This is a genomic window from Paracoccus sp. PAR01 (assembly GCF_014851995.1).
GTDB classification, from domain to species: Bacteria; Pseudomonadota; Alphaproteobacteria; order Rhodobacterales; family Rhodobacteraceae; genus Paracoccus; species Paracoccus litorisediminis.
The window spans coordinates 96140-119609 of sequence record NZ_JACVAW010000012.1; the positions used below are offsets into that span (position 1 = coordinate 96140).

Genomic DNA, 23470 nt, shown 5'->3' on the forward strand with positions numbered 1-23470 from the left:
ACCACGTCCCCCCGTTGTCGTTGATTATGCTTGCCGTGTGGTCAGATGCGCCGATGCCGGGATCACCGCCAGCAGCACCGCCAGCAACCCGAAGGCAATCGGCAGGCTGAGGTGATGCGAGATCAGACCCAGCGCCGCCGGACCAATCAGGATACCGGCATAGCCAACCGTGGTGACCGCAGCGACCGCCATGGCTGGCGACATCGCCCGCTGCCTTCCGGCAAGGCTGAACAGCACCGGCACGATGTTCGACGCTCCAAGCCCGATCAGCACAAAACCCAGAAGCGCCGTGACCGGATGGGGGCTGACCAGCAGGATCACGATGCCCAGAACCCCGACCGCACCGCCGACGATCAGCACCTGCCTGCCACCGAAACGCCCGACGACCCGGTCCCCGGTCAACCGCCCCAGCGTCATTGCCGCCGCGAACAGCATGTAGCCGACGCCGCCATGGGCATGGTCCAGCAGCCCCTTGCCGACGACCAGCAGCGCGCCCCAGTCCAGAATGGCGCCCTCGACCAGAAAGGTGATCCCGGCCAGCACCGACAGCAGCAGCACGATACCCTTGGGCAAGGCAAAGGGCATCGGCTGACCGCCCTTGGCCGCAAGCAGCCGGGGCCATGCCAGCAGCAGCGCGCCCAAAGTCAGCAGGCTGCCGCAGATCGTGGCTTGGACCGGGTTCAGCCCCAGTGACAGCAGCACCGTCACCCCCGCCGCACCAGCAAAGCCGCCAATGCTGAACATGGCGTGAAAGCCCGACATCAACGGCCGGGCCGAGTCACGCTCGACCTCGACCGCATGGATGTTCATCGCCACATCAAGCGTGCCCAGCGACGCGCCAAACAACATCAGCACCACCGCCAGACCAAGGGCGCTGCTGGTCAAGGTCAGCAACGGCAGCAGCAGTACCAGCCCGATGCCGCCCCCCATAATCAGGGGCTTGCTGCCGATCTGCGCGGCCAGCCAGCCCGTCACCGGCATCGCCATGATCGAGCCGACGCCAAGGCACAGCAGCAGCAGCCCCAAACCGGCATCGTCGACCCCGACATTTTCCTTGGCAAAGGGCACCAGCGGCGCCCAGCAGGCCATGGCAAAGCCCGCGGCCACAAAGGCAAGCCGGGTGGCCAGCCGGGTTTCGGGACGATTGTTGGTGGTCATGACATCATGCGCCTTCTTCTGCGGGCTCTGCGATCAGGGTTTCACATCCCAGCGCCGCCAAACCGGCCCGAATGGGCTGGGGCGCATCGCCGGACAGGACATAGGTTCCGACGTCCTCGGGGCGGCAGATGCGGTAAGGGGCGAGGGTGTTCAGCTTATCCGTCGTCAGCAGGACCGCGCTGGCCCGTGCCGCGCGCAGCAGCGACCGCTTGAACTGCACGTCATCGGGATCAAAACCTGCCAGACCCTCGCCCGGCGCAAAGGCACAAGCGCCAAGAAAGCACAGGTCGATGCAGTAATCCTGAAGCCCGGAAATCGCCTTGGCATCGACGCACCCGCCCAAATTGGCATTGATACGGCCGCCAAGGACATTGACCTCAACGGCTTTGTTGCGCGCCATCTCGGCCGCGATCAGGACGGAATTGGTGACGACGCGGATGCCATCGGGCAGGAACCGTGTCAGCAGCAGGTTGGTTGAGGACGCATCCAGAAACACCGTCTGGCCGGGCCGCAGAAGCGCGCTGCCGCATCGGGCCAGCGCCAGCTTGGCCGCCGCCTGCATCCCGGCCCGCTGACCCACCGGCCCCGAGGCAGGCGAGATCGGCAGCGCTCCGCCATAGACCCGCTGGCAGGCCCCCTCGGCGGCCAGCGCACGCAGGTCGCGGCGGATCGCATCCTCGGACACGGCGAATTCGGCGGCAAGGTCATTGGACATGACCGGCTGCCCGGCCTGAAGCCGCCGCTTGATCTGCTGCTTGCGGTGATCGGGGAATCGCGCGTTTTCCGTCATAAACGTGCATTAACAAGAATCGTTGATTGACACAAGCACCAGCAGTCCCGGCTTTCCTATCGCCACGACTTGCGGCTATATGCCGCGCATCCTTCCGGGTCCGGTCCATGTCACCCCAACTGCCTCCGTTGAAATCCCTTGCCGTGTTCGACCAATGCGCGCGCTTCCTGTCGTTCTCGCGCGCGGCCGAGGAAATGGGCATCACCCAAAGCGCGGTCAGCCGGCATATTTCCAATCTGGAAGCCTCGATCGGGGCCAAGCTGTTCAACCGCTCGAAACAGGGGGTCCACCTGACCTCGGCGGGCGAGTTCTACGCCGAGGATATCAGCCGCGTCATGGCCGATATCGTCGCCTCGACCGAAAGGCTGCGTTCCTGGGTCGGGCCGCGACAGGTGACCATCGCCGCCTCGACGGCGGTGGCGGACATGTGGCTGCTGCCGCGCTTGCCGCTGCTGATGCAGCATTTCCCGGGGCTGGAGCTGCGCGTCCATTCCGAGGACCAGTTCGAGCGGCTGACACTGGACGAATTCGATCTGGCGATCTTCTTTCAGGCCCGTCAGCGCAATGACGTGAAATGCGTCGAACTGGGCCGCGAGGAGCTGATCGCGGTCTCGGCCCCCGGCTCGGCCCCGCTGGTCGAACAGGAAAACCCGGTGCTGATTTCCATCGACGGCTCACTGCGGGACTGGACCGACTGGGACGATTGGCTGCGTGACGCCAAGGTCGAGATGCCCGCCCAGACCCGGCGCTGGCGTCTGGGGGCCTATCGCATGGTGGTCGAGGCTGCGGCGCAGGGTCTGGGCACGGCCATCGGCTGGACATGGCTGGTCGAGGAAATGCTGGAACAGCAGCGCCTGACCTTGGTCCATGACCATGTCTTTCAGGCGCCGGGCAGTTTCTATCTGATGCGCCCTGCCCACCGGCATCAGCGCAAGATTGCGCGCGGCGTCACCGAATGGCTGATCGAAAGCAACCGGGGGACGCGCGCGCTTTAGGTCAGGCCGTGCGGTTCGTGCGCATGTTGCGCAGGAAGCCGACGACGGTAAAGATCAGCCATGCGACCTGCGTGATCATCGCGCCCAGATTGAAATTTTCTTGCAGCGACCAGATCAGGGCGACGCCGCCCAGAATGTTGAGATAGGTGTAGGAACTGTCCCTCAAGCTCAGCACGCCGGTCTGCAGCAGGGCATAGGCAAGCAGATAGGCACACGCACCGATTATCCCGGCAACGTCGGCTAGCATCATCAAAGTCTCCGCAAAAATATCGTCCGCACCGGCTGTCCCGGCCCGGAATCTGGTCGCTCTCCTATGGCGAGGATCGGCGGAATGCACATGCGGAAATCTGATCAGGTCATGATTTTATATCATGACGGAATCCGGCCCGGACCCCTTCCGCCATGGCTTCGGCTGCCAGTATGACAGCCCGAAAACCTAAGGGCCGCAGGGCCCCGCCAGCAAGGAGCCCATCCCATGACCCGCGACAACATTCCCTCGATCGGCCGGCGCCAATTCCTGGCCGCGCTGGGTGCAACGGCGCTTGCCTCGGGGCTGATCGTGCCCGCCTCGGTGGCCCGCGCACAGGACGCGCAGGCAGCCCCGGTCAAGGGTGGCGTGCTGAAGCTGGGGATCGGCGGCGGTTCGACCACGGACAATCTGGACCCGCGCATCCTGACCGACTGGGTGCCGGTGAACCAAGCCTACATGCTGATGAACGGTCTGGTCGAAATCGACGCCCAGAACAATGTCGTCCCGGAACTGCTGGAGAGCTGGCAGCCCGAGGAAGGTGCCAAGGTCTGGCATCTGAAGGTCCGGCAGGGCGTCACCTTCCACAATGGCAAGGTGCTGAATGCCGATGACGTGCTGTATTCGCTGAACCTGCACCGGGGCGAGACGACCTCGGCGGCGCGTTCGGTCGCGGCACCGATCACCGCGCTGGAAAAGACCGGCGAATACGACATCAAGCTGGTGCTTGAATCGGGCAATGCCGACCTGCCCTACATGCTGTCGGATTACCACTTCCTGATCGTGCCGGATGGCTGGAGCGATTTCGCCAAGCCCGTCGGCACTGGTCCCTTCATCTATGAAAGCTATGAGCCGGGCGTGCGCTCGCGCTTTACCCGCAACCCGAATTACTGGAAGCCCGACACCGCATGGGTCGATGCGGTCGAGGTGATCGTGATCAACGACATCTCTGCGCGCACAAATGCGATGATGTCGGGTCAGGTCCATGCCATCAACCGGCTGGACTTCAAGACCGTCGACCTGCTCAAGCGCAACAAGAACCTGTCGGTCGTGCAATCGGCGGGCGGTCAGCATTTCAACTTCCTGATGGATTGCACGCAGGCTCCCTTCACCGACCAGAACATCCGTCTGGCGCTGAAGCACGGCATCAACCGCGAGCAGCTGCTGAAAACCGCGCTGATGGGCTATGGCTCGGTCGGGAACGACCATCCCGTGCCCAAGACCGACCGCTTCTTTGCCAAGGACCTGCCGCAGCGCCCCTACGATCCGGAAAAGGCCAAGTTCCATCTGAAACAGGCCGGGCTGGACAGCCTGAAGGTGACGCTGGCGGCCTCGGACGCGGCCTTTGGCGGCGCGGTCGATGCGGCGGCGGTCTATCGCCAGAACGCCATGGCCGGCGGCATCCAGATCGATATCAAGCGCGAGCCCGCTGACGGCTACTGGGACAATGTCTGGATGAAGGCGCCGTTCTGCATGTCCTATTGGGGCGGGCGTCCGACCGCCGACCAGATGCTGACGGCGGCCTATTTCTCGAAATCCTCGCAGAACGACACGCATTGGGCCAACCCCACCTTCGACGCCAAGCTGATCGAGGCCCGCGCCCTGCTGGACGATGCCAAGCGCGCCGAGATCTATACCGAACTGCAGCAGATCGTCTCGGATGATGGCGGGGCGATCATCCCGATGTTTGGCGATTACCTTGACGCCGTGTCCAACAAGCTGGGCGGCGTGACCAGCCACCCGATGTTCAACTTCATGGGCGCGCGTCTGGCCGAGAAAGTCTGGCTGAAAGCATGAGCCGCCTGATCCTGAAACGACTGGGCCTGGGGGTATTCACCCTCTGGCTGGTCTCGGTGCTGGTCTTTGCCGGAACGCAGGTGCTGCCCGGCGACGTGGCATCGGCCATCCTTGGTCAGAACGCCACCCCCGAGGCGCTGGACGTGCTGCGCCGCGATCTGGGGCTGAACGATCCTCTGGTGCTGCGCTATGTCACCTGGCTCAAGGGCTTTGCCACCGGCGATCTGGGCAATTCGCTGGCCTCGGGCCAGCCGGTATCCGAGCTGATCGGGTCGCGGCTGATGAACACGCTGATGCTGGCCGCCTATGCGGCGGTGATCTCGGTCCCGCTGGCGGTGGTGCTGGGAATTCTGGTTGCGGTATTCCGTGGCTCGATCTTTGACCGGGTGATGAACGTGCTGGCGCTGGCCTGCGTGGCGCTGCCGGAATATTTTCTGGGCCTGCTACTGGTCCTGTGGTTCTCGGTTCAGCTGGGCTGGCTGCCCGCACTGGCCGACACCTATCCCGGCATGGGGCTTGGCGAATGGATCAAGGCCACGACCCTGCCCGCGTTGACGCTGGTGCTGGTCACCATGGCGCAGATGATGCGGATGACCCGCACCGCGCTGCTGGGCGTCATGGATCAAAGCTATGTCGAGACCGCCTGGCTGAAGGGGCTGCGCGCGCCGCGCGTGGTCCTGCGCCATGCCCTGCCCAATGCCGCCGCCCCCATCGTCAATGTCGTCGCCTTCAACATCGCCTATCTGATCACCGGCGTCGTGCTGGTCGAGGCAGTGTTCAACTATAACGGTCTCGGCCGCTTCATGGTCGATGCCGTGGCCAAGCGCGACCTGCCCTTGGTGCAGGCCTCGGCGCTGGCTTTCGCGGCGGCCTTCGTCCTGCTCAACATGATCGCGGATATCGCGGCCATCGCGCTGAACCCGCGCCTGCGTCATCCCCGCTGAGGTCCCCCATGCGCAAACCAACTTTTACCGCATGGATCGGGCTGGCCATCCTTGCCGCCTATCTGGTGATCCTGATCGCAGGCCCGCATCTGGCCCCCTTCGGCCAGGAGGACATCATCGGCTCGCCCTTTGGCGACCCCGAGCCGGGCCACCCGCTGGGCTTTGACCAGAATGGCCGGGACATGCTGTCGCGGCTGCTTTACGGCGGCCAGATGTCGATCGGCGTGTCGCTGGCGGCGGTGCTGATTTCCTTTGCCGTCGGCATCCCCATGGGCTTCATGGCCGCGATCCGGGGCGGCTGGTTCGACACCATCCTGTCGCGTCTGGTCGACACCATCATGTGCGTGCCGGTGCTGATCTCGGCGCTGGTCGTGCTGCAGGCGCTGGGATCGTCGCTGCCGGTTCTGGTCCTGACCATCGCGCTTCTGGACAGCACGCGGGTCTTCCGCCTGTCGCGGGTTCTGGCACAGGGCGTCGGCGCGCTGGAATTCGCCGAGGTCGCCCGTCTGCGCGGCGAGGGCAACTGGTGGCTGATCCGCAAGGAGATCCTGCCCAATGTCGCCTCGCCGCTGGTCGCGGAATTCGGCCTGCGCTTCTGCTTCACCTTCCTGTTCGTCGCGGGCCTGTCCTTCCTTGGCCTTGGCGTGCAACCGCCCTTCGCCGATTGGGGCGGCATGGTGAAGGATAACCAGCAGGCCATCGTCTATGGCCTATACGCGCCGCTTTATCCCGCCGCCGCCATCGCCATCCTGACCGTGGGCGTGAACCTGGTCGTGGACTGGATGCTGGCCGGGCGTTCTGCCCCGCAAGGAGACAACAGATGAGCGTTCCCATCCTGCGCATCCGCAATCTTCAGGTCACCGCCCCCGACGGGCGCGCGTTGACCCGCGGGATCGATGTCGATCTGGCCGCGGGCGAGGTTCTGGGCCTCATCGGGGAATCCGGGGCTGGCAAGTCCACCATCGGCCTGGCCGCACTTGGCTATGGCCGGGGCGGTTGCCGGATCAGCGGCGGCACGGTCGAGGTCGCCGGCCGCCAGATCGTCCCCGGCACCCGGCGCGACCGCGAACAGGTCCGCGGCGCCCGCGTGGCCTATGTCGCGCAATCGGCTGCCGCCGCCTTCAACCCGGCGCAGCGTTTGGGCGAACAGATGATCGAGGCCGCGCTGTATCACGGCACGATGACCCGCCCCGAGGCCGAGGCATGGCGCGATGAGCTGATCCGCGTCCTGCAACTGCCCAATCCCGAAACCTTCCCGGACCGCTATCCGCATCAGGTCTCGGGCGGGCAATTGCAGCGGGCGATGATCGCCATGGCCATGGCCTGCCGCCCCGATATCCTTGTGCTGGATGAACCCACGACCGCCTTGGACGTGACCACCCAGATCGAGGTGCTGGTGCTGCTGCGCGGATTGATCCGGCGCTATGGCACGGCGGCGCTTTACATCACCCACGACCTTGCCGTGGTCGCCCAGATCGCCGATCGCATCATGGTGCTGCGCCATGGCGAACTGGTCGAACAGGGCACGGCTCAGGCCATTCTGGAAGCCCCGCAACAGGATTACACCCGCCGTCTGGTGGCCGAGCGCGGCGCGCATGAGCGGTTGGCCGCGACCCGCAGCCCCGGCGCGGAAATCCTGTCGGTCGAACGACTCAAGGTCTTTTACGGCCATAATCAGGCGCTGCATGACGTGTCCCTGACCCTTGGGCGTGGCGAGACGCTGGCCATCGTCGGCGAAAGCGGCTCGGGCAAGTCCACATTGGCGCGCGCCATTGCCGGGCTGCCGCCCTTCTCGCAAGGTAGGATGCGCTTTGACGGGGCCGACCTGCCCGCGCGCTTCCAGAAACGGTCGCAGGACATGCTGCGCCGGATCCAGCTGGTCTATCAGCTGCCCGATGTCGCCCTGAACCCGCGCCAGACCATTGCCGAGATCATCGGCCGCCCGCTGCAACTGTATTTCGGGCTGCGCGGCAAGGCCTTGGCCGACGGCGTAGCGCGGCTGCTGGCGGATGTCGGCCTGCCCGCCGATTTCGCCGCGCGGCTGCCCGGCGCGCTGTCGGGCGGACAGAAACAGCGCGTCTGCGTTGCCCGCGCCCTGGCGGCTCAGCCCGATCTGATCATCTGCGACGAGGTGACATCCGCCCTTGACCCGCTGGTCGCCGAGGAAGTCCTGCAGCTTCTGGCGCGACTGCAGCAGGAACGCGGGCTGGCATATCTGTTCATCACCCATGACCTTGGGGTGGTGCGCCGGATCGCCGACCGCACGCTGGTCATGCAAAAGGGGCGCGTGGTCGAGGAAGGCCCGACCGAGGCGATCTTCACGCCCCCATGGCAGGGCTATACCGGCGAACTCATCACATCCGTCCCGGAAATGCGGCGCGACTGGCTGGATGGCCTGCTGGCCACCCGTGGACAAGCTCTGGAGACTGCGAAATGACCATCGAGGAACATGTCTGGATTCCGCTTGCCGACGGCACGCGGCTGGGTGCCCGCATCTGGCATCCTGACGGCGATGCCCCTGCCCCGGCGATCCTGGAATACATCCCCTATCGCAAGCGCGAAGGCACCCGTGGCCGGGATGAGCCGATGCATGGCTATTTCGCGTCCCGTGGCTATGTCGCCATCCGTGTCGATATGCGCGGTACCGGCGAATCCGACGGACATATGGCCGATGAATACCTGCTGCAGGAACAGGACGACGCGCTGGAGGTCATCGCCTGGATCGCCGCTCAGGACTGGTGCGACGGCAATGTGGGCATGATGGGCAAAAGCTGGGGCGGCTTCAATTCGCTTCAGGTCGCCGCCCGCCGTCCCCCGGCGCTCAAGGCGATCATCTCGGCCTATTCGACCGATGACCGTTTCCGCGACGACATCCATTACATGGGCGGGGCACTGCTGAACGACAACTTGTGGTGGGGCACGATCATGCTGGCCTATCAGTCGCGCCCGCTGGACCCGGAAATCGTGGGCGAGGACTGGCGCAAGGCATGGCTTGACCGGATCGAGAAGCTGCCCTTCTTCCCCGCCATCTGGGCCAGCCACCAGCGCTACGACGACTATTGGAAGCATGGCTCGGTGCAGGAAGACTGGTCCGCGATCGAATGCCCGGTGCTGGTGATCGGCGGCTGGTCGGACAGCTACACCAATACCGTGCCGCGTCTGGTTGCGAACCTGCAGGCCCCGGCATGGGGCATCATCGGGCCTTGGGGGCATATCTATCCGATGGATGGCGTGCCCGGCCCGGCCATCGGCTTCCTGCAGGAAGCCACCGACTGGTGGGACCATTGGCTGCGCGGCATCGACCGCGGCATCGAGGCGCAGCCCAAGATGCGCTTCTATGAACAGGACAGCTTTGCACCGACCGGCACCCGGTTGGCAAATCCGGGGCGCTGGATCGCCGAGGCCGAATGGCCCTCGCCCCGGCTGGACTGGACCGATTTCCCGCTGGGCGCGGATGGGGTGCTGGGATCGGCGGCCATCGGCGATCTGGCGATCTGCTCTCCGCAAAGCCACGGCAAGGCGGCGGGCGAATGGATGGGTGTCGGCTGCGTCGGCGAGAATCCGACCGATCAGCGGCTGGATGATGGCGGCTCATTGAACTTCGATTCCGCGCCGCTGGTAGATAACATGTCGGTGGTGGGCGCGCCCCGGTTGCGGCTGCGGCTGGCCTCGGACAAGCCGGTGGCGCAGTTGGTCGCGCGGCTGTCGGAAATCCTGCCCTGTGGGCAGGTCACGCGGGTCAGCTATCAGGTGCTGAACCTGACCCATCGCGACAGCCACGAGACCCCGGAAGCGCTGGAACCGGGTCGCTTCTATGACGTGACCGTCACGATGAACGCCCTGGCCCATCGCTTCGCCAAGGGCAACCGGGTGCGGGTGTCGATCGGGACGGCCTATTGGCCGATGATCTGGCCCGCGCCGGAACGCGCGACGCTGACCATTCGCGGCGGCGAAAGCCGGGCGGAACTGCCGTTGCGGGCGCCGAGCCCGCTGGACGCGCAGGTCAGCTTTGCGCCCCCTCAACCCGGTCCGGCCTGCGCCATCACGCAGGTCGATCCGGGCACCGTCCGGCGCTGGACCGAACAGGACCACGTCTCGGGTGAAACCACCTACCACACCGAGGGTATCGGCGGCCTGTTCGGAGAAGGCATCCTGCGTTTCGACGATATCGGCACGACCATCGGCCATTCGCTGAAACGCACGCTGACCATCCGCGACGTCGACCCGCTTTCGGCGCATTACCACCTGCGCCAGTCCTATGACATCGGGCGCGAAGGCTGGCAGATCCGCATCGAGAGCGTGACCGAGATGCGCTCGGATCGGGGTGATTTCCTGATCTCGGGGCAGTTGCAGGCCTTTGAAAACGGCGCGCTGGTCGCGACCCGCGACTGGGACGAACGCATTCCGCGCCAGTTGATCTGAGCCTGAAACCTGCGGGCCGCCCCTAGCGGGCGGCCTGATCCCGCAGCATCTGATCCATGCTGTAGTAACCCGGCCCCTGCTGCGCGATCCATTCCGCCGCCCGCAGGGTGGTCGCCGCAAAGGCCCGGTAATCGGTCACCCGACTGATGATCTCCAGCCGCTGGCCCGCCCCCGCGAAAAAGACGGTATTCTCGCAGACCACCTCGCCCCCTCGGGCCGAGGAAAATCCGATGCTGCCACGCTTGCGTCGGCCGGTTTCGCCATGCCGGGCAAAGACCGTCAGATCCGACAGCTCGGCCCCTCGCCCCTCGGCCGCATATTCGGCCAGCTCCAGTGCCGTACCCGATGGCGCGTCGATCTTGTCCCAGGGGTGGAAATCGAAGATCTCGATATCGAAATCGTCGCCCAGCAGCCGAGCGGCGGTTTTCACCAGCTCATACATGGCGATGACCGAGGCGCTCATGTTCGCGCCGACAAGGATGGGGATGGACCGACCCGCATCGGCCAGGGCGGCCTTCTGGTCGGTATCAAAGCCCGTGGTGCAGACCAGCACCGGCGTTCGATGCGAGATGGCCACCGGCAGCAGCGCCATGGTCGCGGCAGCAGAGCTGTAATCGACGATCACGTCCGAGACATCGCAGACCGCGCCCGCATCATCGGTGACCGCGATCCCCAGCGCGGGCAGCCCGCCAAGCATGCCGATATCCCGCCCCAGATCCGGCGAACCCGGCCTGTCGCAGCCTCCTGATATCGTGCAACTCTCGCTGGCGTTGATTTCCCCGATCAGCGTCCGGCCCATGTGACCGGCGACACCATAAAGCCCGATCCTCGTCATGCGCAGCCCTCTCGCAAAGGTTCAACAGCACGTTTGAGGCAGCATACGCCTGAACTCGATTTCTGTCGCGGGCTGCAAGCTGGGTATGACGCGCCGGCAGTGGGGATTGCTCCCGTTTTCCGATCATTAGTACGTAGTCGGCTGCGGCTGATCCTCATCATTTCATCGCAAGAAGTCCCCGAGATCGTACCAATCATCAAGCGAATGTCAGGTGCAGAGGTTAAGTCTGGTCGATGCACTGTGAATGGCCGGCTCGGGAGTTCAATATGCTGACCACATAGGTAGTCTACACGGCCATTGATGACGCGTTTCTGAAGAGGATCGGCGTCATCGGCACGGATGCACTGCGCGGTGCGGTCGATGCCTATCGCGACAATTGCAACGCTCCAGTTCGACGTCGAGGCGGTAACAATCTGGCCCTTTGGCCCACAGATGTTCGTCTGCTCGAAGCCGATCAACTCGGTTGCCGACCCTCAGAACATGAACTGGCGCCGCTTCACCGCCTCGATGTCGGAGACGCTGACTGAACTTGGCGCGCGCTCCGTCCCCCTTTCCATCCTCAAGCTTTACCCGGCGCTGGAGCGGGAAGTCACCAGTTGCAGCGTGACCTCGCCAATCTCGGCCAATGCCGGGAAACGGCCAGAGGCCACCGAATTCCCGATACCGCTGTCGGGCTCGGTTCAGGCGCATCTGCTCAATCTGGGCTGGTGGCGCTGTTAAGGGTCGTCCAGTCTGGAGGAGCAGATGGCCCGCATGTCGTCACCACGCTGTTCCTGACCGCGATCACCGCCATCGTGATCTATATCGTCGGGATGCGTCTGCAGATCTACGAGGCGGCTGTGGACCCTCGATGCAGGATTACATCATGTGCTCAATCCCGCTCGATATCCTGCTGGGCAAGATCATGGTAGACGCGGGCATGACGCACAGCGTCATTCAGGCCGTCCAGCGCGAGGGGAATGGCGCGGTCCTTACCGATACCATCCCTCCGTATTGGCGGTGACGGCGGGGCTGATCCATTTCCGCGACATGGCAGCCTGAGCCTCGCCCCCGTGGCGCTGGCAGGGGCGTCAATGCCCCTGCTGGCCGCGGTTCCCCAGCAGTAGGTCGCGGCCGCCATAGATGCCTTCGACCGTCTGGACGGCAAAGCGTTCGCGGTCGCGGGCGCGCATGCCCTCGATCAACTCGTCGGCCTCGTCCTCATCGGCGCCAAGACGCAGCAAGGCCTCGCGGCCCATGGCGACGGCGCTTTCAAAGGTCTCGCGGATCTGCCAGTCGACGCCCTTGTTCACCAGTTCCAGCGCATGGCCGCGGTCAAAGGCGCGGGCAAGGACCGGGACCAGCGGGAACTCATCCTTGAGCAATTCAACGATCCGGGTCGTGGTCTCGGCCTTGTCGACGGCGACCACGATCAGGCTGGCGCGTCCCGCGCCCGCCGCATGCAGCACGTCCAGCCGGGCGCCGTCACCATACCAGACCTTGAAGCCAAAGGTCTCGGCGGCCTGAATCATCTCGGTATCGGTTTCGATCGCGGAAATATGGTGGCCGCGTGCCAGCAGCGGCTGGCTGACGATCTGGCCCATGCGCCCGAAGCCGATCAGCAGGACCGGGGCGGTCAGGTCGCTGGCCTCCTCGATCCCCTCCATCGATCCCGGCTCGGGCTTGATCAGCCGGTCGTGCAGGATGATCATCAGCGGCGTCAGCACCATCGAGATAATGATGATCGCGGTCAGGTTGGCGTTCCATTCCGGCTCCAGCACCCCGAATTGCGTGGCGCTGGCGTAAAGGACAAAGGCGAATTCGCCGCCCTGCGCCATCAGCACCGCGCGTTCTATCGCCTCGGCCCGGTCGGATTTCGTGACCCGCGCGACCAGATAGATCACCAGCATCTTGAGGATCATGAAAGCCGGAACCGAGATGGCGATGACTGCCCAGTTCTTGGCAATGATCGCCAGATCCAACGCCATGCCGACGCCCAGAAAGAACAGGCCCAGCAGCAGGCCGCGGAACGGTTCCACATCCGCCTCAAGCTGGTGGCGAAAGCTCGATTCCGACAGCAGAACGCCGGCAAGAAAGGCCCCCATTGCCATCGACAGACCCCCGGCCTGCATCAGCACCGCCGCGCCCAGAACCACCAGCAGCGCGGCGGCGGTCATCACCTCGCGCGCGCCGAAACGGGCCAGCAGGCGGAACATCGGGTCCAGCAGATAGCGCCCGGCAAAAACCAGAACCACGATGCAACCGATGCCGATGGCCACGCCCGTCAACCGGTCGGACATGGTCGTCTCGGCCCCGCCCGGCGCCAGAAAGGCGACCAGCGCCAGCAGCGGCACAATGGCCAGATCCTCGAACAGCAGGATCGAGATGATGCGGCGGCCCTTGGGCGTTGCCATCTCGCGGCGCTCCTCCAGCATCTGCATGACGATGGCGGTCGAAGTCAGGACGAAGCCCGTGCCGGAAACAAAGCTGGCGGCGGCCGGATAGCCCAGAAGGATGCCGACCCAGATCAGCGCGCCGATGGCCAGCACCACCTGCAACAGGCCAAGGCCGAATATCTCGCCCCGCATCGACCACAACCGCGAGGGCTGCATTTCCAGACCGATGATGAACAGGAACATCACCACGCCCAGTTCGGCGACATGGATGATCGACTGCGCGTCCTGGAAAAAGCCCAGCCCCCACGGCCCGATGGCCAGCCCCGCCGCCAGATAGCCCAGCACCGAGCCAAGCCCCGCCCGTCGGAACAGCGGCACGGCCACCACCGCCGCCGCCAGAAGCACCACCACCGAGGTCAGATCGACCCCGCCCGCGTGATGCGTTGCCTCGGCTACTGCCGCTTCTGCTGCCATTCCCGATCTCCGTCCCGCAACGCGCTTTCCTTTCTCATAGCCGGGTTTCGGCTGCGGTCACCCCGAAATCTGGCATAGCCGGCAATCGTGGGGATTTCGGGACACATGAGCCCCGCCCCGCGCAATCGCGGGACGGGGCATGGTCGCGTGGTGATCCTGCGGCGTGATCGACCACGGTTTCCGCCACCTTACCTGACGCGATTGTCGGCCTGCGCCCGGACCGAGAGGCGACCCATCGCCGAAATGCGGTAAGGGTTGGAATTGCGCGACTCGATCAGCCGCTTGCGGCGCAGTTTCGCCACGATGTCGAGCGTGCATCCCACCAGCAGCGCGCCGTCATGCGTGACGCATTCGGCATGGATCAAGCGGCCATTCGGCCCGCGCGCATAGCTTATCTGCCCACCCTGGGCCAGCACGTGCAGCACGCGCTGTTCGTTCTTGGAGATATTCATGTAAAAAGCCTGTCAGTGAACCACGAAGGCACAGGCGTCAGCGACCACGCGCCACGCCCGGCATTCGATCACCCCGAGATTTCGGCGGTGATCAGGGGTTCAGAACAAGCTCGGACATCGACAATTCCCTTATCCGCAGGAACGGACGACAATATGCCTGCCGATGGGGTCGCCCGTCAAGCATGGGTCGTCTGGGAAATCCCATGGTCACGACACCCCGGTTGTAGCCCTCTCAGCAAGGGGCGATGACGCGAATAGGATGGACTTTCGCATCAAATTTCAGCTAATCATGATGCAAATAGGAAAGACATTCGCATCATGCCCTGGATATGGCAAAGCCCGTCATGGCCGGATTTCGGCTATGACGCCCAGATCATCGAAGCCGATCTGGCCCGCGCCACCGAGGTGATCGGCGAAATTTCAGGCATGCGGCAGGGCCTTGGCGCCGAGGAACGCGAGGAACTGCACCTGCGCCAGATCGTGCAGGAGGCCTTGGGGTCATTCGGCATCGAAGGGGTCTTACTGGACCCGGCTCAGCTTGAAGTCTCGGTCGTGGCCTCGCTCAAGCATCGCGACCGGCATGCCTTCAGCCGCCGCTCGGACGCCATCGCGACGCTGCTGCTGACCGCGCGCGAGGATCACGCGCCGATCACCGCGGAAACGCTGTGGGAATGGCACCGACTGCTGTTTTTCGGCATGGAGGTCGAGGATCTGGGCCGCTGGCGCGAAAGCGGCATCGAGATCGTGCGTTCGGCCACGGCGGGGCGGCATGACGTGCTGTTTGTGGCCCCTCCTGCCGACCGCATCCCGGCCGAGATGGCCCGCCTGCTGGATTGGATCGCGCAGGAACAGCGCATGCCGCTGGCGATCAAGGCCGCGATCGCGCATCTGTGGTTCGAGACCATCCACCCCTTTGCCGATGGCAATGGCCGGATCGGGCGGGCGCTGATCGAACATATCTTTGCACAGGCACGGGCGCTGCCCTTTTCCCTGTCCCGCCAGATCGAGGCCGAAAAGCGCGCCTATTACGAGGCTTTGCAGGCCGGTCGCCGCGACGACGGCAACCGGATCGATGCCACCGCCTTTGTCCTGTGGTTCCTGCAATGCCTTGCCCGCGCCGCCGAGGCCGCCCGCGCCGAGGCGCAGTTCCTGCTGGCCCGGAACCGTTTCTTCCTTCGCTTTGCCGACCGGCTGCATCCAAGACAGGAAACCGTGCTGAGAAAGCTGTTCGCCCAAGGTCCGCAGCGGGTCGCCGAAGGAATCAGCGCACGCAGCTATGCCCGGATCGCGGGCGTGTCCGGCCCGACCGCCACCCGCGACCTGAACGCCATCGCCGCGACGGGCGCGTTGCGCAGGTCCGATGCGGGCGGGCGATCAACCAGCTATGCCTTGATGCTGGACTAAGCCGCCATTCGTTGTAGCCTTCCACCGGACAGGAGAACGCACATGGACCAGTTCACCGGCGGCTGCCTGTGCGGCCGCGTCCGGATCGTGGCGCGGGGCCAGCCCTACCGGGTCGGGCTGTGCCATTGTCTTGATTGCCGCAAGCATCACGGCGCGCTGTTTCATGCCTCGGCGATCTTCCCGCAGGACGCGGTGACGATCACCGGCGAAACCCGCGACTACCGCGGGCGGCATTTCTGCCCGCATTGCGGATCGCCGGTCTTTGGCCGCTCGGATGACGAGATCGAGGTCAATCTGGGTTCGCTGGATGCCACCGACCAGCTGATGCCGACCTATGAGCTGTGGACCATCCGGCGCGAGGCATGGTTGCCGCCCTTTCCGATCGCCCGGCTTTACCCTCGTGACCGCGACAGCAGCAGCAGCCACGAGGGGTAATCACTTCAGCAGCCCGATATCGACACCCTCGGCCATAGCCTTGTTGCCTGCTGCACCCGGATGCAGCCTGTCGCCGCTGTCATAGGCCTCAAGCAGCCGCGCCGGAGCCGCAGGATCGCGCAATATCTGGTCGAAATCGACCAGCCCATCATGGAAGTCCGCCCCGCGCAGCCAATCGTTGAAACGGTTCCGCAAGTCGTCCTTGTCGGCGGACCAGTAGCTGTCCTCCATCGGCGTGCCGGGCAAAGCACCCTTAAACGGCGGCAGTGTTCCAACGATCAGGCGGATGCCTTGGGCATGCAGCCTTTCGGCCAGTTGCAGATAACCCGCCTGCAACCGCTCCAGCACCATCGGCGGCTCATCTGGCGCAAAGGGAGAGCCGGGCCAGGCGATGTCATTGGTCCCGATCAACAGGATCAGCGCATCCGCATCGGGCAGGGACAGCAGGTCACTATCCAGGCGCGCCAGGACGCTTTGCCCCATGCCGTCGGTCAAAAGCCGCCCACCCGAGATCCCGGCATTGACCACCGCCACGCCCTGCGGCGCAAGGCGGCGGGCCAGCTGATCCGGCCAGCGCGCCTGCCCGTCCATCGGTGCGCCATTGCCGTCGGTGATCGAGTCCCCCATCGCGACCACGACCTGATCCGCCGGATGATCGACCAGAACGCCCGCCAGCGCGATCCGGGTCGCGATTTCCTGCGCCACCTGCGGATCGGTTGCGGTCGGATCACCGCCCTTCAGGACAAAGCTGGTCTCGCGCGCGTCCCAGTGGAAATCCTGCGCCTGTGCGTCCGGACCAAAGCGCAGGGTCGCGGCGATGCGCTGACCCGCCGTAACGGGCAGATCGACCGCGTCGGAAACAAGGCTGGCCCCCGGCGCAATCTGCGCCTCGGGGCGCCCGCCAAATGTCACCACCCGGGCAGGGCCAGTTGTCCGCGCGCCGTCATCCGCTGGCGCGACCGCAGCCGCCGTGATGGCAAGCGGTTGGGTGCCATGGATATTCGACAGCACCAGCCGCAGTCGATCGCCAGACCATGCCAATGTCAGCGGCTGGCGGATGACCTGCCCGGCAATGGTCGGGGGCAGGCCGGTCGGCAGCGGGAAATCCGCGCTCCAGACCGGCTGCGGGCTGGCCAGCCATGCCGGGGTCCAGGGATCGGCCTTGGCCGCACCTATCCCGACCGCAATGGATACCGCCAGCAGCGCGGCGCGACTCGCCAGACGGGTCATCATGCCCTCCGCACGGTGTGCAGGGCGATCAGGCCCGCGGCAATCGGCGGGACGGCGGCCAGCAGGAACAGGCTGGACAGACCCCAATGCGCGGCCAGCGCCAATCCACCTGCCCATGCGCCAAGCGCATTGCCCAGGTTGAAGGCCGAGATGTTCAGCGTCGAGGCCAGCGCCTGCCCGGTCCCCCGCACCTGCCGCAGGATGAAGGATTGCAGCGGTGCCACGGTGGCAAAGGCAGCCGCGCCAAAGACAAAGATCAGCGCCGAAGCAAAGACCCGGTTGCCCATGCCCAGCCACATCACCAGCAGCGTCGCGGCCAGCGTGAACAGCGTCAGCGGGATACTGGCGCGCGGCCAACGATCAGCCAGCTTGCCGCCAAGGATATTGCCCAGAACCAACCCGGTCCCGAACAGCACCAACAGCGCCGACACGCGCGAGGCCGGGAAGCCCGCCAGATCGGTCAGGATCGGCGCGATATAGGTAAAGACCAGAAACACCCCGGCATAACCCAGCACCGTCATCATCAGCGCCCGCGCGGGGGCCGGGGCGAACATGCCGCGCAGATCGCCCAGGGACATCGGCTCGGGTTTTTCGCGGTCCTCGGGCAAGGCGACGGCAATGGCCGCAATGGCGACGACGCCGATGCTGGCCACCGCCCAGAAGGTCGAGCGCCAGCCAAAACCCTGCCCCAGCCACGTGCCCAGCGGCAGGCCAAGCACGGTGGCAAGGGTCAAACCCGTGAACATCAGCGCGATGGCCGAGGCCTTGCGTTCCGGCGGGACCAGCGATTGCGCGACCAGCGCGCCGACGCCAAAGAAGGTGCCATGCGCGAACCCGGTCACGATCCGGCCCGCCAGCAGGCTGCCAAAGGACGGCGCAATCGCGCAAAGCAGGTTGCCCAGCGTAAAGATCGCCATCAGCGCCAGAAGCACATTGCGCCGCGCCATCTTGGCGGTCAGCAGCGTCAGCAGCGGCCCGCCGATGGTCACGGCCAGCGCATAGCCGCTGATCAGCAGGCCTGCCCTTGGGATCGAGACACCGACCGAGCCTGCGACCTCGGGCAGCAGACCCATGATCACGAATTCCGTCAAGCCGATGCCGAATGCGCCGATGCCAAGCGCCACCAGCGCCGGGGTCGTGCCGGACATCACTTGGTCCGTGCGGGAACTTTCATACATTGTTCAGATCCTGATTTCATTTGCGCTGAAGATCGGGCCAAGCAGCTTGTGAAAACAGTCGCTGAAAACTACAAAGACTTGTTCCCTGATGTCACAGATGGCGGTGATGCGAGACTCGAACCGGCTGGCCGAGCTGGAAACCTTCCTTGCCGTCACCGATGCGGGCAGCTTTTCGGCTGCGGCGCGGCTGCGCGGGATGACACCATCTGCCGTATCGCGGATGATGACCCGGCTGGAGCAACGGCTGGGCGCGTTGCTGCTGAAGCGCTCGACCCGCAAGCTGCAGGTGACGGATGAGGGCCAGCGCTTTGCCCGCCGCGCCGCCGAGATCCTTGAGGCGCTGGCGGCTGCGGAACGAGAGGCGGGATGCGGCAATATCGCGGGGATCGTGCGCATCGCCACCAGCTCGGCCTATGCCAATCACATCCTGTCACGCATTCTGGGGCCCTTGCTGCGGGAATACCCGGAACTGACGGTCGAACTGGTGATCGGGGATCTGGTCAGCGACCTTTACAGCGAGGCGATCGATCTGGCGGTACGCGCCGGTCCCCTGCCCGATTCATCCATCGTCGCGCGCTCGCTGGGCCGTAGCGAACTGGTGGACGTGATCGGCAGCGCCCATGCCAATGACCCCGATCCGATCCAGGGCGGCTTTTCCTATGGCCGCCGCGACCGGATCTGGAGCGTGCAGACCGCGCAACTCAAGGCGACGGACGGGAACACGCTGGCGATGATGGCCGTCCATGCCGGGGTCCGGGTGCGCGCGGGGCTGTTCGTGGTCGCGGATGAGATCGCGGACGGGCGTCTGGTCCGGCTAGACAGCGGCAGCCCCCCGGCGCATGAGGAATTCCACGTCCTCTACCTTGGTCAGGCCAAGGCACTGCCGCGCCGGGTCAGCATCGTGCTGGATCATATCGTGAAATTCGGGCGGGTTGATCAGCCGCGCGGAGAAGGGCCGATGCGGAACCGGCCCTGCGCGGTTCAAGCGATCAGCTTGGCGGTCACCTCGACCAGCCGTTTCGCCTGATGAGCGACGGCGGCGCGGCCCTTGTCGTCGAACTTGCCCGCCTCGGTCGAGAAACCATAGGGGTTGCCGCCCGCCTCATACAGCACCGCATCGGTATAACCTGGCGCGACGATGATCGCGCCCCAATGCATCGCGGTGGTGTAAAGGCCAAGGATCGTCGCTTCTTGTCCGCCATGCGGGTTCTGGGCGCTGGTGGTCGCGGTGAAGGTCTTGTTGGCCAGCTTGCCGCCCGCCCAGACCCCGCCCAGCATGTCGATGAAGGCGCGCAGCTGGCTGGGGCTGGAGCCGAACCGGGTGGGCGCGCTGATGAAATAGCCATCCGCCCAGACCATGTCGTCAGCGGTGACGACGGGAATGTCCTTGACCCTTTCGACCTGCACCTTCCACGCCTCCTGTCCGTTCACCACGGCCTCGGGGGCGGTCTCGGCGACGCGCAGCAGGCGCACTTCGGCCCCGGCGGCGCTGGCGGCCTCGGCGGCGGCAAGGGCGACCTGATGGTTCGTGCCATAAGTCGAATAGAAAACAACGGCGATCTTGGGCTGTCCCATCCTCGGGCTCCTTCGGGTTTGGCCGATAGTCGCGGTGCAGCTTGCTCAAGTCCCGTTCAGAAAGCAATCGCCACGACTATTCCTGATCCGGACTGCCCGCGCGGGCGGCAGCGTCAATGACGGCGGCGCGGACCGCGCCAAGCCAGGGCGCGTCGCCCGCCGCCTCGCCCAGCACCCGCGCGCCGATCATCGCCGCAAACAGCAGCAGCGCATCGGGATCTGCCTGCGCTTCGCCGGATTGCGGACCGACAAAGAATTTCTCCAGCAGCGCGCCCGTGCCCCGATCATAGGTCCCACGCGCCGCATCACTGGCATTGCCGCTGGCAGCATGAGGGGCAAAGGCGATGATCGGGCAATGCCGCTGCGGATCAGGGCGCAGGTAATGCGCCACCAGCCGTGCCCGCAGCTCGCCCGCCTCGCGGTCGGTCTTGGCAAAGATCTTGGTCCAGATCTCGATCGCCTCATCAAAGGCCAGCCCGGCGGCTTCCTCGACCAGTGCTTCCTTGGACGCGAAATGCTTGTAGAAGCCGCCGACGGTCATATCGACCGCCGCCATGATATCGGCGACCGAGACCGCCTCGACCCCGTTTTCGCGAAACAGGCGGCTGGCGGCCTCGACAATCCGTGTCCGGTTTTGTGCCGCCTGCTCCGCCGAGGACCGCCCCATGCCTAGCTTCCTTTCCTGAATACCAGCAGCTTCGCCTTGAAGTCCTGCAGGACCTCATCCGCCTGATTGAGCGTCAGGCTATGCGCCAGCACGATGCCCCGATCGGGCCGCGAACGCGAGGGCAGGATATCGACCACCGTGCTTTTCACCCGCAGGATATCGCCGGGACGGGTCGGGCGCGGCCATGCGACCTCGCCGCCCGCACCGATCAGACCCTGCGCGAGGGGCAGGCAGTCGACCAGCAGCTTCATCGTAATCGACATGGTGTGCCAGCCGCTGGCGGCAAGGCCCTGAAAGAAGGTCTGCTCGGCCGCCTCGGGGTCGATATGGAAGGGCTGCGGATCGAACTGAGTCGCAAAGGCGATGATCTGTTCGGCGTCCAAAGCGTGCTCGCGGCTGTGGAATTCCTGCCCGACCCACAGGTCTTCAAGATACAGCTTTTCCGGCAAGCGATTGTCATGCATGTCGATTTTCCTCCTCATCCGGCAAGTCCCGACCCGCGTATCGGTCGGGACTTGCCATTTTAGATTATATACGACATCTATTTTAGACAAGCCTGACGTGGCGTCGGGCAGATCCCCTTTGCAGCCGGATTGTCCCCATGCCTCCGCCCATTGTTTCCTCGCCCCGAAACCCATGGATCGTGCTGTTCTGCGCGGCCGCGCTGGTCACCATCGCCATGGGCATCCGGCAATCCTTTGGCCTGTTCCTGCGCCCGATCGAGCTGGACCTTGGCATCGGGCGCGAGGCTTTTGGTCTGGCCATCGCGGTCCAGAACCTGATCCTTGGCCTCGCGCAGCCCTTTGTCGGGGCCTTGGCCGACAGGCACGGGGCGGGCCGAGTCGCGGCTGCGGGCGGACTGCTTTACGCGCTGGGGCTGGTGCTGGTCTCGACGATTTCGGGCGCGGTCGGGTTGAACCTGACGCTGGGTCTGCTGGTCGGCATGTCGATGACCGGGGTGACCTTTGTCGTGGCGATTGGCGCGGCGGTCCGGGCCGTGCCCAGCGACAAGCGCGGCCTTGCCGCCGGGATTGTCACGGCGGGCGGTTCGGTCGGGCAGTTCCTGCTGGTCCCGATCGCGCAGGGGCTGATCGGTGCCTTTGGCTGGCGCGAGACCTTTCTGATCTACGCCGCGCTTGCCGCGACCATGGCGCTGCTGGCCATCGGCATCTCGGGTCGCGCCGCACCCGCCACGCCCCTCGACCAGCCCACCCAAAGCTTTGCCGAGGCGCTGCGCGAGGCCGCCAGCCATTCCGGCTTCTGGCTGCTGAATGCCGGCTTCTTCGTCTGTGGCTTCCATGTCGCCTTCATCGGCACCCATCTGCCGGCATTCCTGACCGACAAGGGGCTGGACCCGGCCATCGGAGCACGGGCGCTGGCTTTGGTCGGGCTGTTCAATATCCTCGGCTCATATGTGTTCGGAATGTCCGCCGACAACTGGCGCAAGAAACACGTGCTGGCCGCGATCTATCTGGGCCGGGCGGTGGTGATGGCGCTGTTCCTGGCCTTTCCGGTCACGCCGCTATCCGCCACGATCTTTGCCTGCGCCATGGGCTTTCTGTGGCTGGGGACCGTGCCGCTGACCAGCGGGCTGATCGGCCAGATCTTCGGCATCCGCTACATGTCGACGCTGTTCGGCATCGTCTTTCTGTCCCATCAGGTCGGCTCATTCTTTGGGGCATGGGGGGCGGGATATGCCTATCGCGTGACGGGCTCCTACGATTTCGCATGGCAGGCCTCGATCGCCGTCGCCATCATTGCTGCGGCGCTGCATTGGCCGATCAGGGACGCCCCCATGCCGCGACTGGACCCCGCGGAATGAAGGCGGCGCTGGCCCCCCTTACCGCTGTTCAACGGGCCGTCATCTGGGCCGTCATCCTTGGCATTCTGTTGGCCGGAGCGATCCTATGGGACGCTTACGGCCTGCCCGTCGCGCTGCTGAGCGCCTTTCTGCTGTGCTAGCCGCGGGCTGCGGCACCAAGATCGCCATCATCGTCCGCGACGACCTCGCAACCTGGCAAAAGCTGAACGTCACCGCCTTCCTGATGAGCGGGGTCGTGGGCGCCGCGCCCGAGATCATCGGCGAGCCCTATCAGGACGCCGAGGCGAACAGCTATCACAGCCTTTGCGTGCAGCCGATCATCGTCCTGTCCGCCAGTTCCGATACGCTGAAAACCATCCACCGCCGCGCCCTGGATCGCGCCGTGCCGCATGGGCTTTACATCGAGGAGATGTTCTCGACCGGGCAGACGATGCGAACCGTGCCGTATTCGCCGAACACGGCCGAGGCCGCCAAGGTCGTCGGCATCGCCTTGCGCGAGGACAGGAAACTCGTCGACAAGATCCCCAAGGGCGCAAGGATGCACCCCTAGCTAGCTCTTCCATCGACGATGAGTTGTGGTTTTCCTTTTGAGCAGGGTTCGATGCGGGCGGTGACGTCGAAGACGTGGCGCAGGAGGTCTGGGGTGACGACCTCGGGGGTGGGGCCGCAG

25 protein-coding genes are annotated in these 23470 nt (G+C 65.1%); 14 read left to right on the plus strand and 11 right to left on the minus strand.

From position 1 onward, the window contains the following. Positions 1-24: 24 nt before the first annotated feature. Together IB235_RS17145 and IB235_RS17150 are read right to left on the minus strand one after the other, a co-directional pair. Complete coding sequence (locus tag IB235_RS17145; protein ID WP_192337720.1) at positions 25-1158, minus strand: MFS transporter; 1134 nt, start codon at positions 1156-1158, stop codon at positions 25-27. Between the two features lie 4 nt (positions 1159-1162). After that, positions 1163-1948, minus strand: a complete 786-nt coding sequence (locus tag IB235_RS17150; protein WP_192337721.1) for a DeoR/GlpR family DNA-binding transcription regulator — start codon at positions 1946-1948, stop codon at positions 1163-1165. A gap of 107 nt (positions 1949-2055) precedes the next feature. Here IB235_RS17150 and IB235_RS17155 point away from each other — a divergent pair, with 107 nt between their 5' ends. Beyond that, positions 2056-2943 carry a LysR substrate-binding domain-containing protein gene (locus IB235_RS17155; RefSeq protein ID WP_155040772.1) on the plus strand — a complete coding sequence of 296 codons (888 nt, stop codon included), beginning with the start codon at positions 2056-2058 and terminating at the stop codon, positions 2941-2943. A 1-nt stretch (position 2944) separates the two neighbouring features. Here IB235_RS17155 and IB235_RS17160 read toward each other — a convergent pair whose 3' ends face one another. Continuing rightward, positions 2945-3193 (minus strand): cyclic nucleotide-binding protein, encoded by a 249-nt coding sequence (locus tag IB235_RS17160; RefSeq protein ID WP_155040773.1) that lies wholly within the window; start codon positions 3191-3193, stop codon positions 2945-2947. Between the two features lie 225 nt (positions 3194-3418). Between IB235_RS17160 and IB235_RS17165 the strand changes: the two genes are divergently transcribed. The 5 genes from IB235_RS17165 to IB235_RS17185 are packed head-to-tail and all read left to right on the plus strand — an operon-like array spanning position 3419 to position 10353. After that, positions 3419-4987, plus strand: a complete 1569-nt coding sequence (locus tag IB235_RS17165; RefSeq protein WP_192337722.1) for an ABC transporter substrate-binding protein — start codon at positions 3419-3421, stop codon at positions 4985-4987. Then, positions 4984-5931 (plus strand): ABC transporter permease, encoded by a 948-nt coding sequence (locus IB235_RS17170; RefSeq protein ID WP_155040775.1) that lies wholly within the window; start codon positions 4984-4986, stop codon positions 5929-5931. The genes IB235_RS17165 and IB235_RS17170 overlap by 4 nt, the downstream gene beginning before the upstream one ends. Before the next feature lie 8 nt (positions 5932-5939). Then, complete coding sequence (locus IB235_RS17175) at positions 5940-6755, plus strand: ABC transporter permease (protein ID WP_155040776.1); 816 nt, start codon at positions 5940-5942, stop codon at positions 6753-6755. Continuing rightward, a complete protein-coding gene (locus IB235_RS17180) occupies positions 6752-8368 on the plus strand; it encodes an ABC transporter ATP-binding protein (protein ID WP_192337723.1) in 1617 nt (538 codons plus the stop codon). Before IB235_RS17175 ends, IB235_RS17180 begins: the two co-directional genes overlap by 4 nt. Next, entirely contained in the window at positions 8365-10353 is a 1989-nt protein-coding gene (locus tag IB235_RS17185) for a CocE/NonD family hydrolase (RefSeq protein ID WP_192337724.1), read from the plus strand. Before IB235_RS17180 ends, IB235_RS17185 begins: the two co-directional genes overlap by 4 nt. A 22-nt stretch (positions 10354-10375) precedes the next feature. On the opposite strand, the gene dapB is transcribed toward IB235_RS17185, so the two are convergent. Further along, complete coding sequence (gene dapB / locus IB235_RS17190; protein ID WP_192337725.1) at positions 10376-11188, minus strand: 4-hydroxy-tetrahydrodipicolinate reductase; 813 nt, start codon at positions 11186-11188, stop codon at positions 10376-10378. 360 nt (positions 11189-11548) lie between these two features. Between dapB and IB235_RS17195 the strand changes: the two genes are divergently transcribed. Beyond that, the gene (locus IB235_RS17195) at positions 11549-11908 is read left to right on the plus strand and encodes a hypothetical protein (RefSeq protein ID WP_192337726.1); all 360 of its coding nucleotides are present in this window, start codon (positions 11549-11551) and stop codon (positions 11906-11908) included. Positions 11909-12053: 145 nt separating this feature from the next. Next, on the plus strand, positions 12054-12191 hold the full coding sequence (locus IB235_RS17200) for a hypothetical protein (protein WP_192337727.1): 138 nt from the start codon (positions 12054-12056) through the stop codon (positions 12189-12191). A gap of 67 nt (positions 12192-12258) precedes the next feature. On the opposite strand, the gene IB235_RS17205 is transcribed toward IB235_RS17200, so the two are convergent. Together IB235_RS17205 and IB235_RS17210 are read right to left on the minus strand one after the other, a co-directional pair. Beyond that, positions 12259-14037: a monovalent cation:proton antiporter-2 (CPA2) family protein gene (locus IB235_RS17205; RefSeq protein WP_192337728.1), complete on the minus strand. Its 1779-nt coding sequence runs from the start codon at positions 14035-14037 to the stop codon at positions 12259-12261. Positions 14038-14225: 188 nt separating this feature from the next. Next, the gene (locus tag IB235_RS17210) at positions 14226-14489 is read right to left on the minus strand and encodes a YjhX family toxin (RefSeq protein ID WP_192337729.1); all 264 of its coding nucleotides are present in this window, start codon (positions 14487-14489) and stop codon (positions 14226-14228) included. A gap of 318 nt (positions 14490-14807) precedes the next feature. On the opposite strand from IB235_RS17210, the gene IB235_RS17215 reads away from it, so the two are divergent. Together IB235_RS17215 and IB235_RS17220 are read left to right on the plus strand one after the other, a co-directional pair. Then, positions 14808-15893, plus strand: a complete 1086-nt coding sequence (locus IB235_RS17215) for a Fic family protein (protein ID WP_192337730.1) — start codon at positions 14808-14810, stop codon at positions 15891-15893. Between the two features lie 42 nt (positions 15894-15935). Continuing rightward, positions 15936-16328 (plus strand): GFA family protein, encoded by a 393-nt coding sequence (locus tag IB235_RS17220; RefSeq protein ID WP_192337731.1) that lies wholly within the window; start codon positions 15936-15938, stop codon positions 16326-16328. Here the strand turns inward: IB235_RS17220 and IB235_RS17225 are convergent, their stop codons facing one another. Both IB235_RS17225 and IB235_RS17230 read right to left on the minus strand, forming a co-directional pair. Then, entirely contained in the window at positions 16329-17558 is a 1230-nt protein-coding gene (locus tag IB235_RS17225) for an SGNH/GDSL hydrolase family protein (RefSeq protein ID WP_225612425.1), read from the minus strand. Next, entirely contained in the window at positions 17558-18706 is a 1149-nt protein-coding gene (locus IB235_RS17230; RefSeq protein ID WP_192337733.1) for an MFS transporter, read from the minus strand. The genes IB235_RS17225 and IB235_RS17230 overlap by 1 nt, the downstream gene beginning before the upstream one ends. Before the next feature lie 118 nt (positions 18707-18824). Between IB235_RS17230 and IB235_RS17235 the strand changes: the two genes are divergently transcribed. Beyond that, a complete protein-coding gene (locus IB235_RS17235; protein WP_192337734.1) occupies positions 18825-19763 on the plus strand; it encodes a LysR family transcriptional regulator in 939 nt (312 codons plus the stop codon). On the opposite strand, the gene IB235_RS17240 is transcribed toward IB235_RS17235, so the two are convergent. The 3 genes from IB235_RS17240 to IB235_RS17250 all read right to left on the minus strand — a co-directional run bounded on the left by IB235_RS17240 (position 19718) and on the right by IB235_RS17250 (position 21442). Then, entirely contained in the window at positions 19718-20311 is a 594-nt protein-coding gene (locus IB235_RS17240; protein WP_192337735.1) for an NAD(P)H-dependent oxidoreductase, read from the minus strand. The genes IB235_RS17235 and IB235_RS17240 overlap by 46 nt on opposite strands. Positions 20312-20387: 76 nt before the next feature. After that, positions 20388-20978, minus strand: coding sequence for a TetR/AcrR family transcriptional regulator (locus IB235_RS17245; RefSeq protein ID WP_192337736.1), 591 nt, complete (start codon positions 20976-20978; stop codon positions 20388-20390). A 2-nt stretch (positions 20979-20980) separates the two neighbouring features. Next, positions 20981-21442 (minus strand): MaoC family dehydratase, encoded by a 462-nt coding sequence (locus tag IB235_RS17250; RefSeq protein WP_155040790.1) that lies wholly within the window; start codon positions 21440-21442, stop codon positions 20981-20983. Between the two features lie 137 nt (positions 21443-21579). On the opposite strand from IB235_RS17250, the gene IB235_RS17255 reads away from it, so the two are divergent. Genes IB235_RS17255 through IB235_RS17265 form a run of 3 tightly spaced genes read left to right on the plus strand, consistent with a single transcriptional unit; the run spans position 21580 to position 23350 of the window. Continuing rightward, the gene (locus tag IB235_RS17255; RefSeq protein ID WP_155040791.1) at positions 21580-22800 is read left to right on the plus strand and encodes an MFS transporter; all 1221 of its coding nucleotides are present in this window, start codon (positions 21580-21582) and stop codon (positions 22798-22800) included. Continuing rightward, positions 22797-22940: a hypothetical protein gene (locus tag IB235_RS17260; RefSeq protein ID WP_192337744.1), complete on the plus strand. Its 144-nt coding sequence runs from the start codon at positions 22797-22799 to the stop codon at positions 22938-22940. The genes IB235_RS17255 and IB235_RS17260 overlap by 4 nt, the downstream gene beginning before the upstream one ends. Further along, a complete protein-coding gene (locus IB235_RS17265; protein WP_370576923.1) occupies positions 22934-23350 on the plus strand; it encodes a DUF2000 family protein in 417 nt (138 codons plus the stop codon). Before IB235_RS17260 ends, IB235_RS17265 begins: the two co-directional genes overlap by 7 nt. Positions 23351-23470: the final 120 nt, after the last annotated feature.

Bases quoted from the DNA above. Each gene is read 5' to 3' on its own strand.
- IB235_RS17145 (WP_192337720.1), bottom strand. From the start codon at position 1,158: ATGACCACCAACAATCGTCCCGAAACCCGGCTGGCCACCCGGCTTGCC.
- IB235_RS17175 (WP_155040776.1), top strand. From the start codon at position 5,940: ATGCGCAAACCAACTTTTACCGCATGGATCGGGCTGGCCATCCTTGCC.
- IB235_RS17180 (WP_192337723.1), top strand. From the start codon at position 6,752: ATGAGCGTTCCCATCCTGCGCATCCGCAATCTTCAGGTCACCGCCCCC.
- IB235_RS17210 (WP_192337729.1), bottom strand. From the start codon at position 14,489: ATGAATATCTCCAAGAACGAACAGCGCGTGCTGCACGTGCTGGCCCAG.
- IB235_RS17225 (WP_225612425.1), bottom strand. From the start codon at position 17,558: ATGACCCGTCTGGCGAGTCGCGCCGCGCTGCTGGCGGTATCCATTGCG.
- IB235_RS17250 (WP_155040790.1), bottom strand. From the start codon at position 21,442: ATGCATGACAATCGCTTGCCGGAAAAGCTGTATCTTGAAGACCTGTGG.
- IB235_RS17155 (WP_155040772.1), top strand. From the start codon at position 2,056: ATGTCACCCCAACTGCCTCCGTTGAAATCCCTTGCCGTGTTCGACCAA.
- IB235_RS17160 (WP_155040773.1), bottom strand. From the start codon at position 3,193: ATGATGCTAGCCGACGTTGCCGGGATAATCGGTGCGTGTGCCTATCTG.
- IB235_RS17215 (WP_192337730.1), top strand. From the start codon at position 14,808: ATGCCCTGGATATGGCAAAGCCCGTCATGGCCGGATTTCGGCTATGAC.
- IB235_RS17255 (WP_155040791.1), top strand. From the start codon at position 21,580: ATGCCTCCGCCCATTGTTTCCTCGCCCCGAAACCCATGGATCGTGCTG.
- IB235_RS17260 (WP_192337744.1), top strand. From the start codon at position 22,797: ATGAAGGCGGCGCTGGCCCCCCTTACCGCTGTTCAACGGGCCGTCATC.
- IB235_RS17195 (WP_192337726.1), top strand. From the start codon at position 11,549: ATGCCTATCGCGACAATTGCAACGCTCCAGTTCGACGTCGAGGCGGTA.
- IB235_RS17235 (WP_192337734.1), top strand. From the start codon at position 18,825: ATGTCACAGATGGCGGTGATGCGAGACTCGAACCGGCTGGCCGAGCTG.
- IB235_RS17245 (WP_192337736.1), bottom strand. From the start codon at position 20,978: ATGGGGCGGTCCTCGGCGGAGCAGGCGGCACAAAACCGGACACGGATT.
- IB235_RS17200 (WP_192337727.1), top strand. From the start codon at position 12,054: ATGTGCTCAATCCCGCTCGATATCCTGCTGGGCAAGATCATGGTAGAC.
- IB235_RS17240 (WP_192337735.1), bottom strand. From the start codon at position 20,311: ATGGGACAGCCCAAGATCGCCGTTGTTTTCTATTCGACTTATGGCACG.
- IB235_RS17205 (WP_192337728.1), bottom strand. From the start codon at position 14,037: ATGGCAGCAGAAGCGGCAGTAGCCGAGGCAACGCATCACGCGGGCGGG.
- IB235_RS17230 (WP_192337733.1), bottom strand. From the start codon at position 18,706: ATGTCCGGCACGACCCCGGCGCTGGTGGCGCTTGGCATCGGCGCATTC.
- dapB (WP_192337725.1), bottom strand. From the start codon at position 11,188: ATGACGAGGATCGGGCTTTATGGTGTCGCCGGTCACATGGGCCGGACG.
- IB235_RS17220 (WP_192337731.1), top strand. From the start codon at position 15,936: ATGGACCAGTTCACCGGCGGCTGCCTGTGCGGCCGCGTCCGGATCGTG.
- IB235_RS17150 (WP_192337721.1), bottom strand. From the start codon at position 1,948: ATGACGGAAAACGCGCGATTCCCCGATCACCGCAAGCAGCAGATCAAG.
- IB235_RS17170 (WP_155040775.1), top strand. From the start codon at position 4,984: ATGAGCCGCCTGATCCTGAAACGACTGGGCCTGGGGGTATTCACCCTC.
- IB235_RS17165 (WP_192337722.1), top strand. From the start codon at position 3,419: ATGACCCGCGACAACATTCCCTCGATCGGCCGGCGCCAATTCCTGGCC.
- IB235_RS17185 (WP_192337724.1), top strand. From the start codon at position 8,365: ATGACCATCGAGGAACATGTCTGGATTCCGCTTGCCGACGGCACGCGG.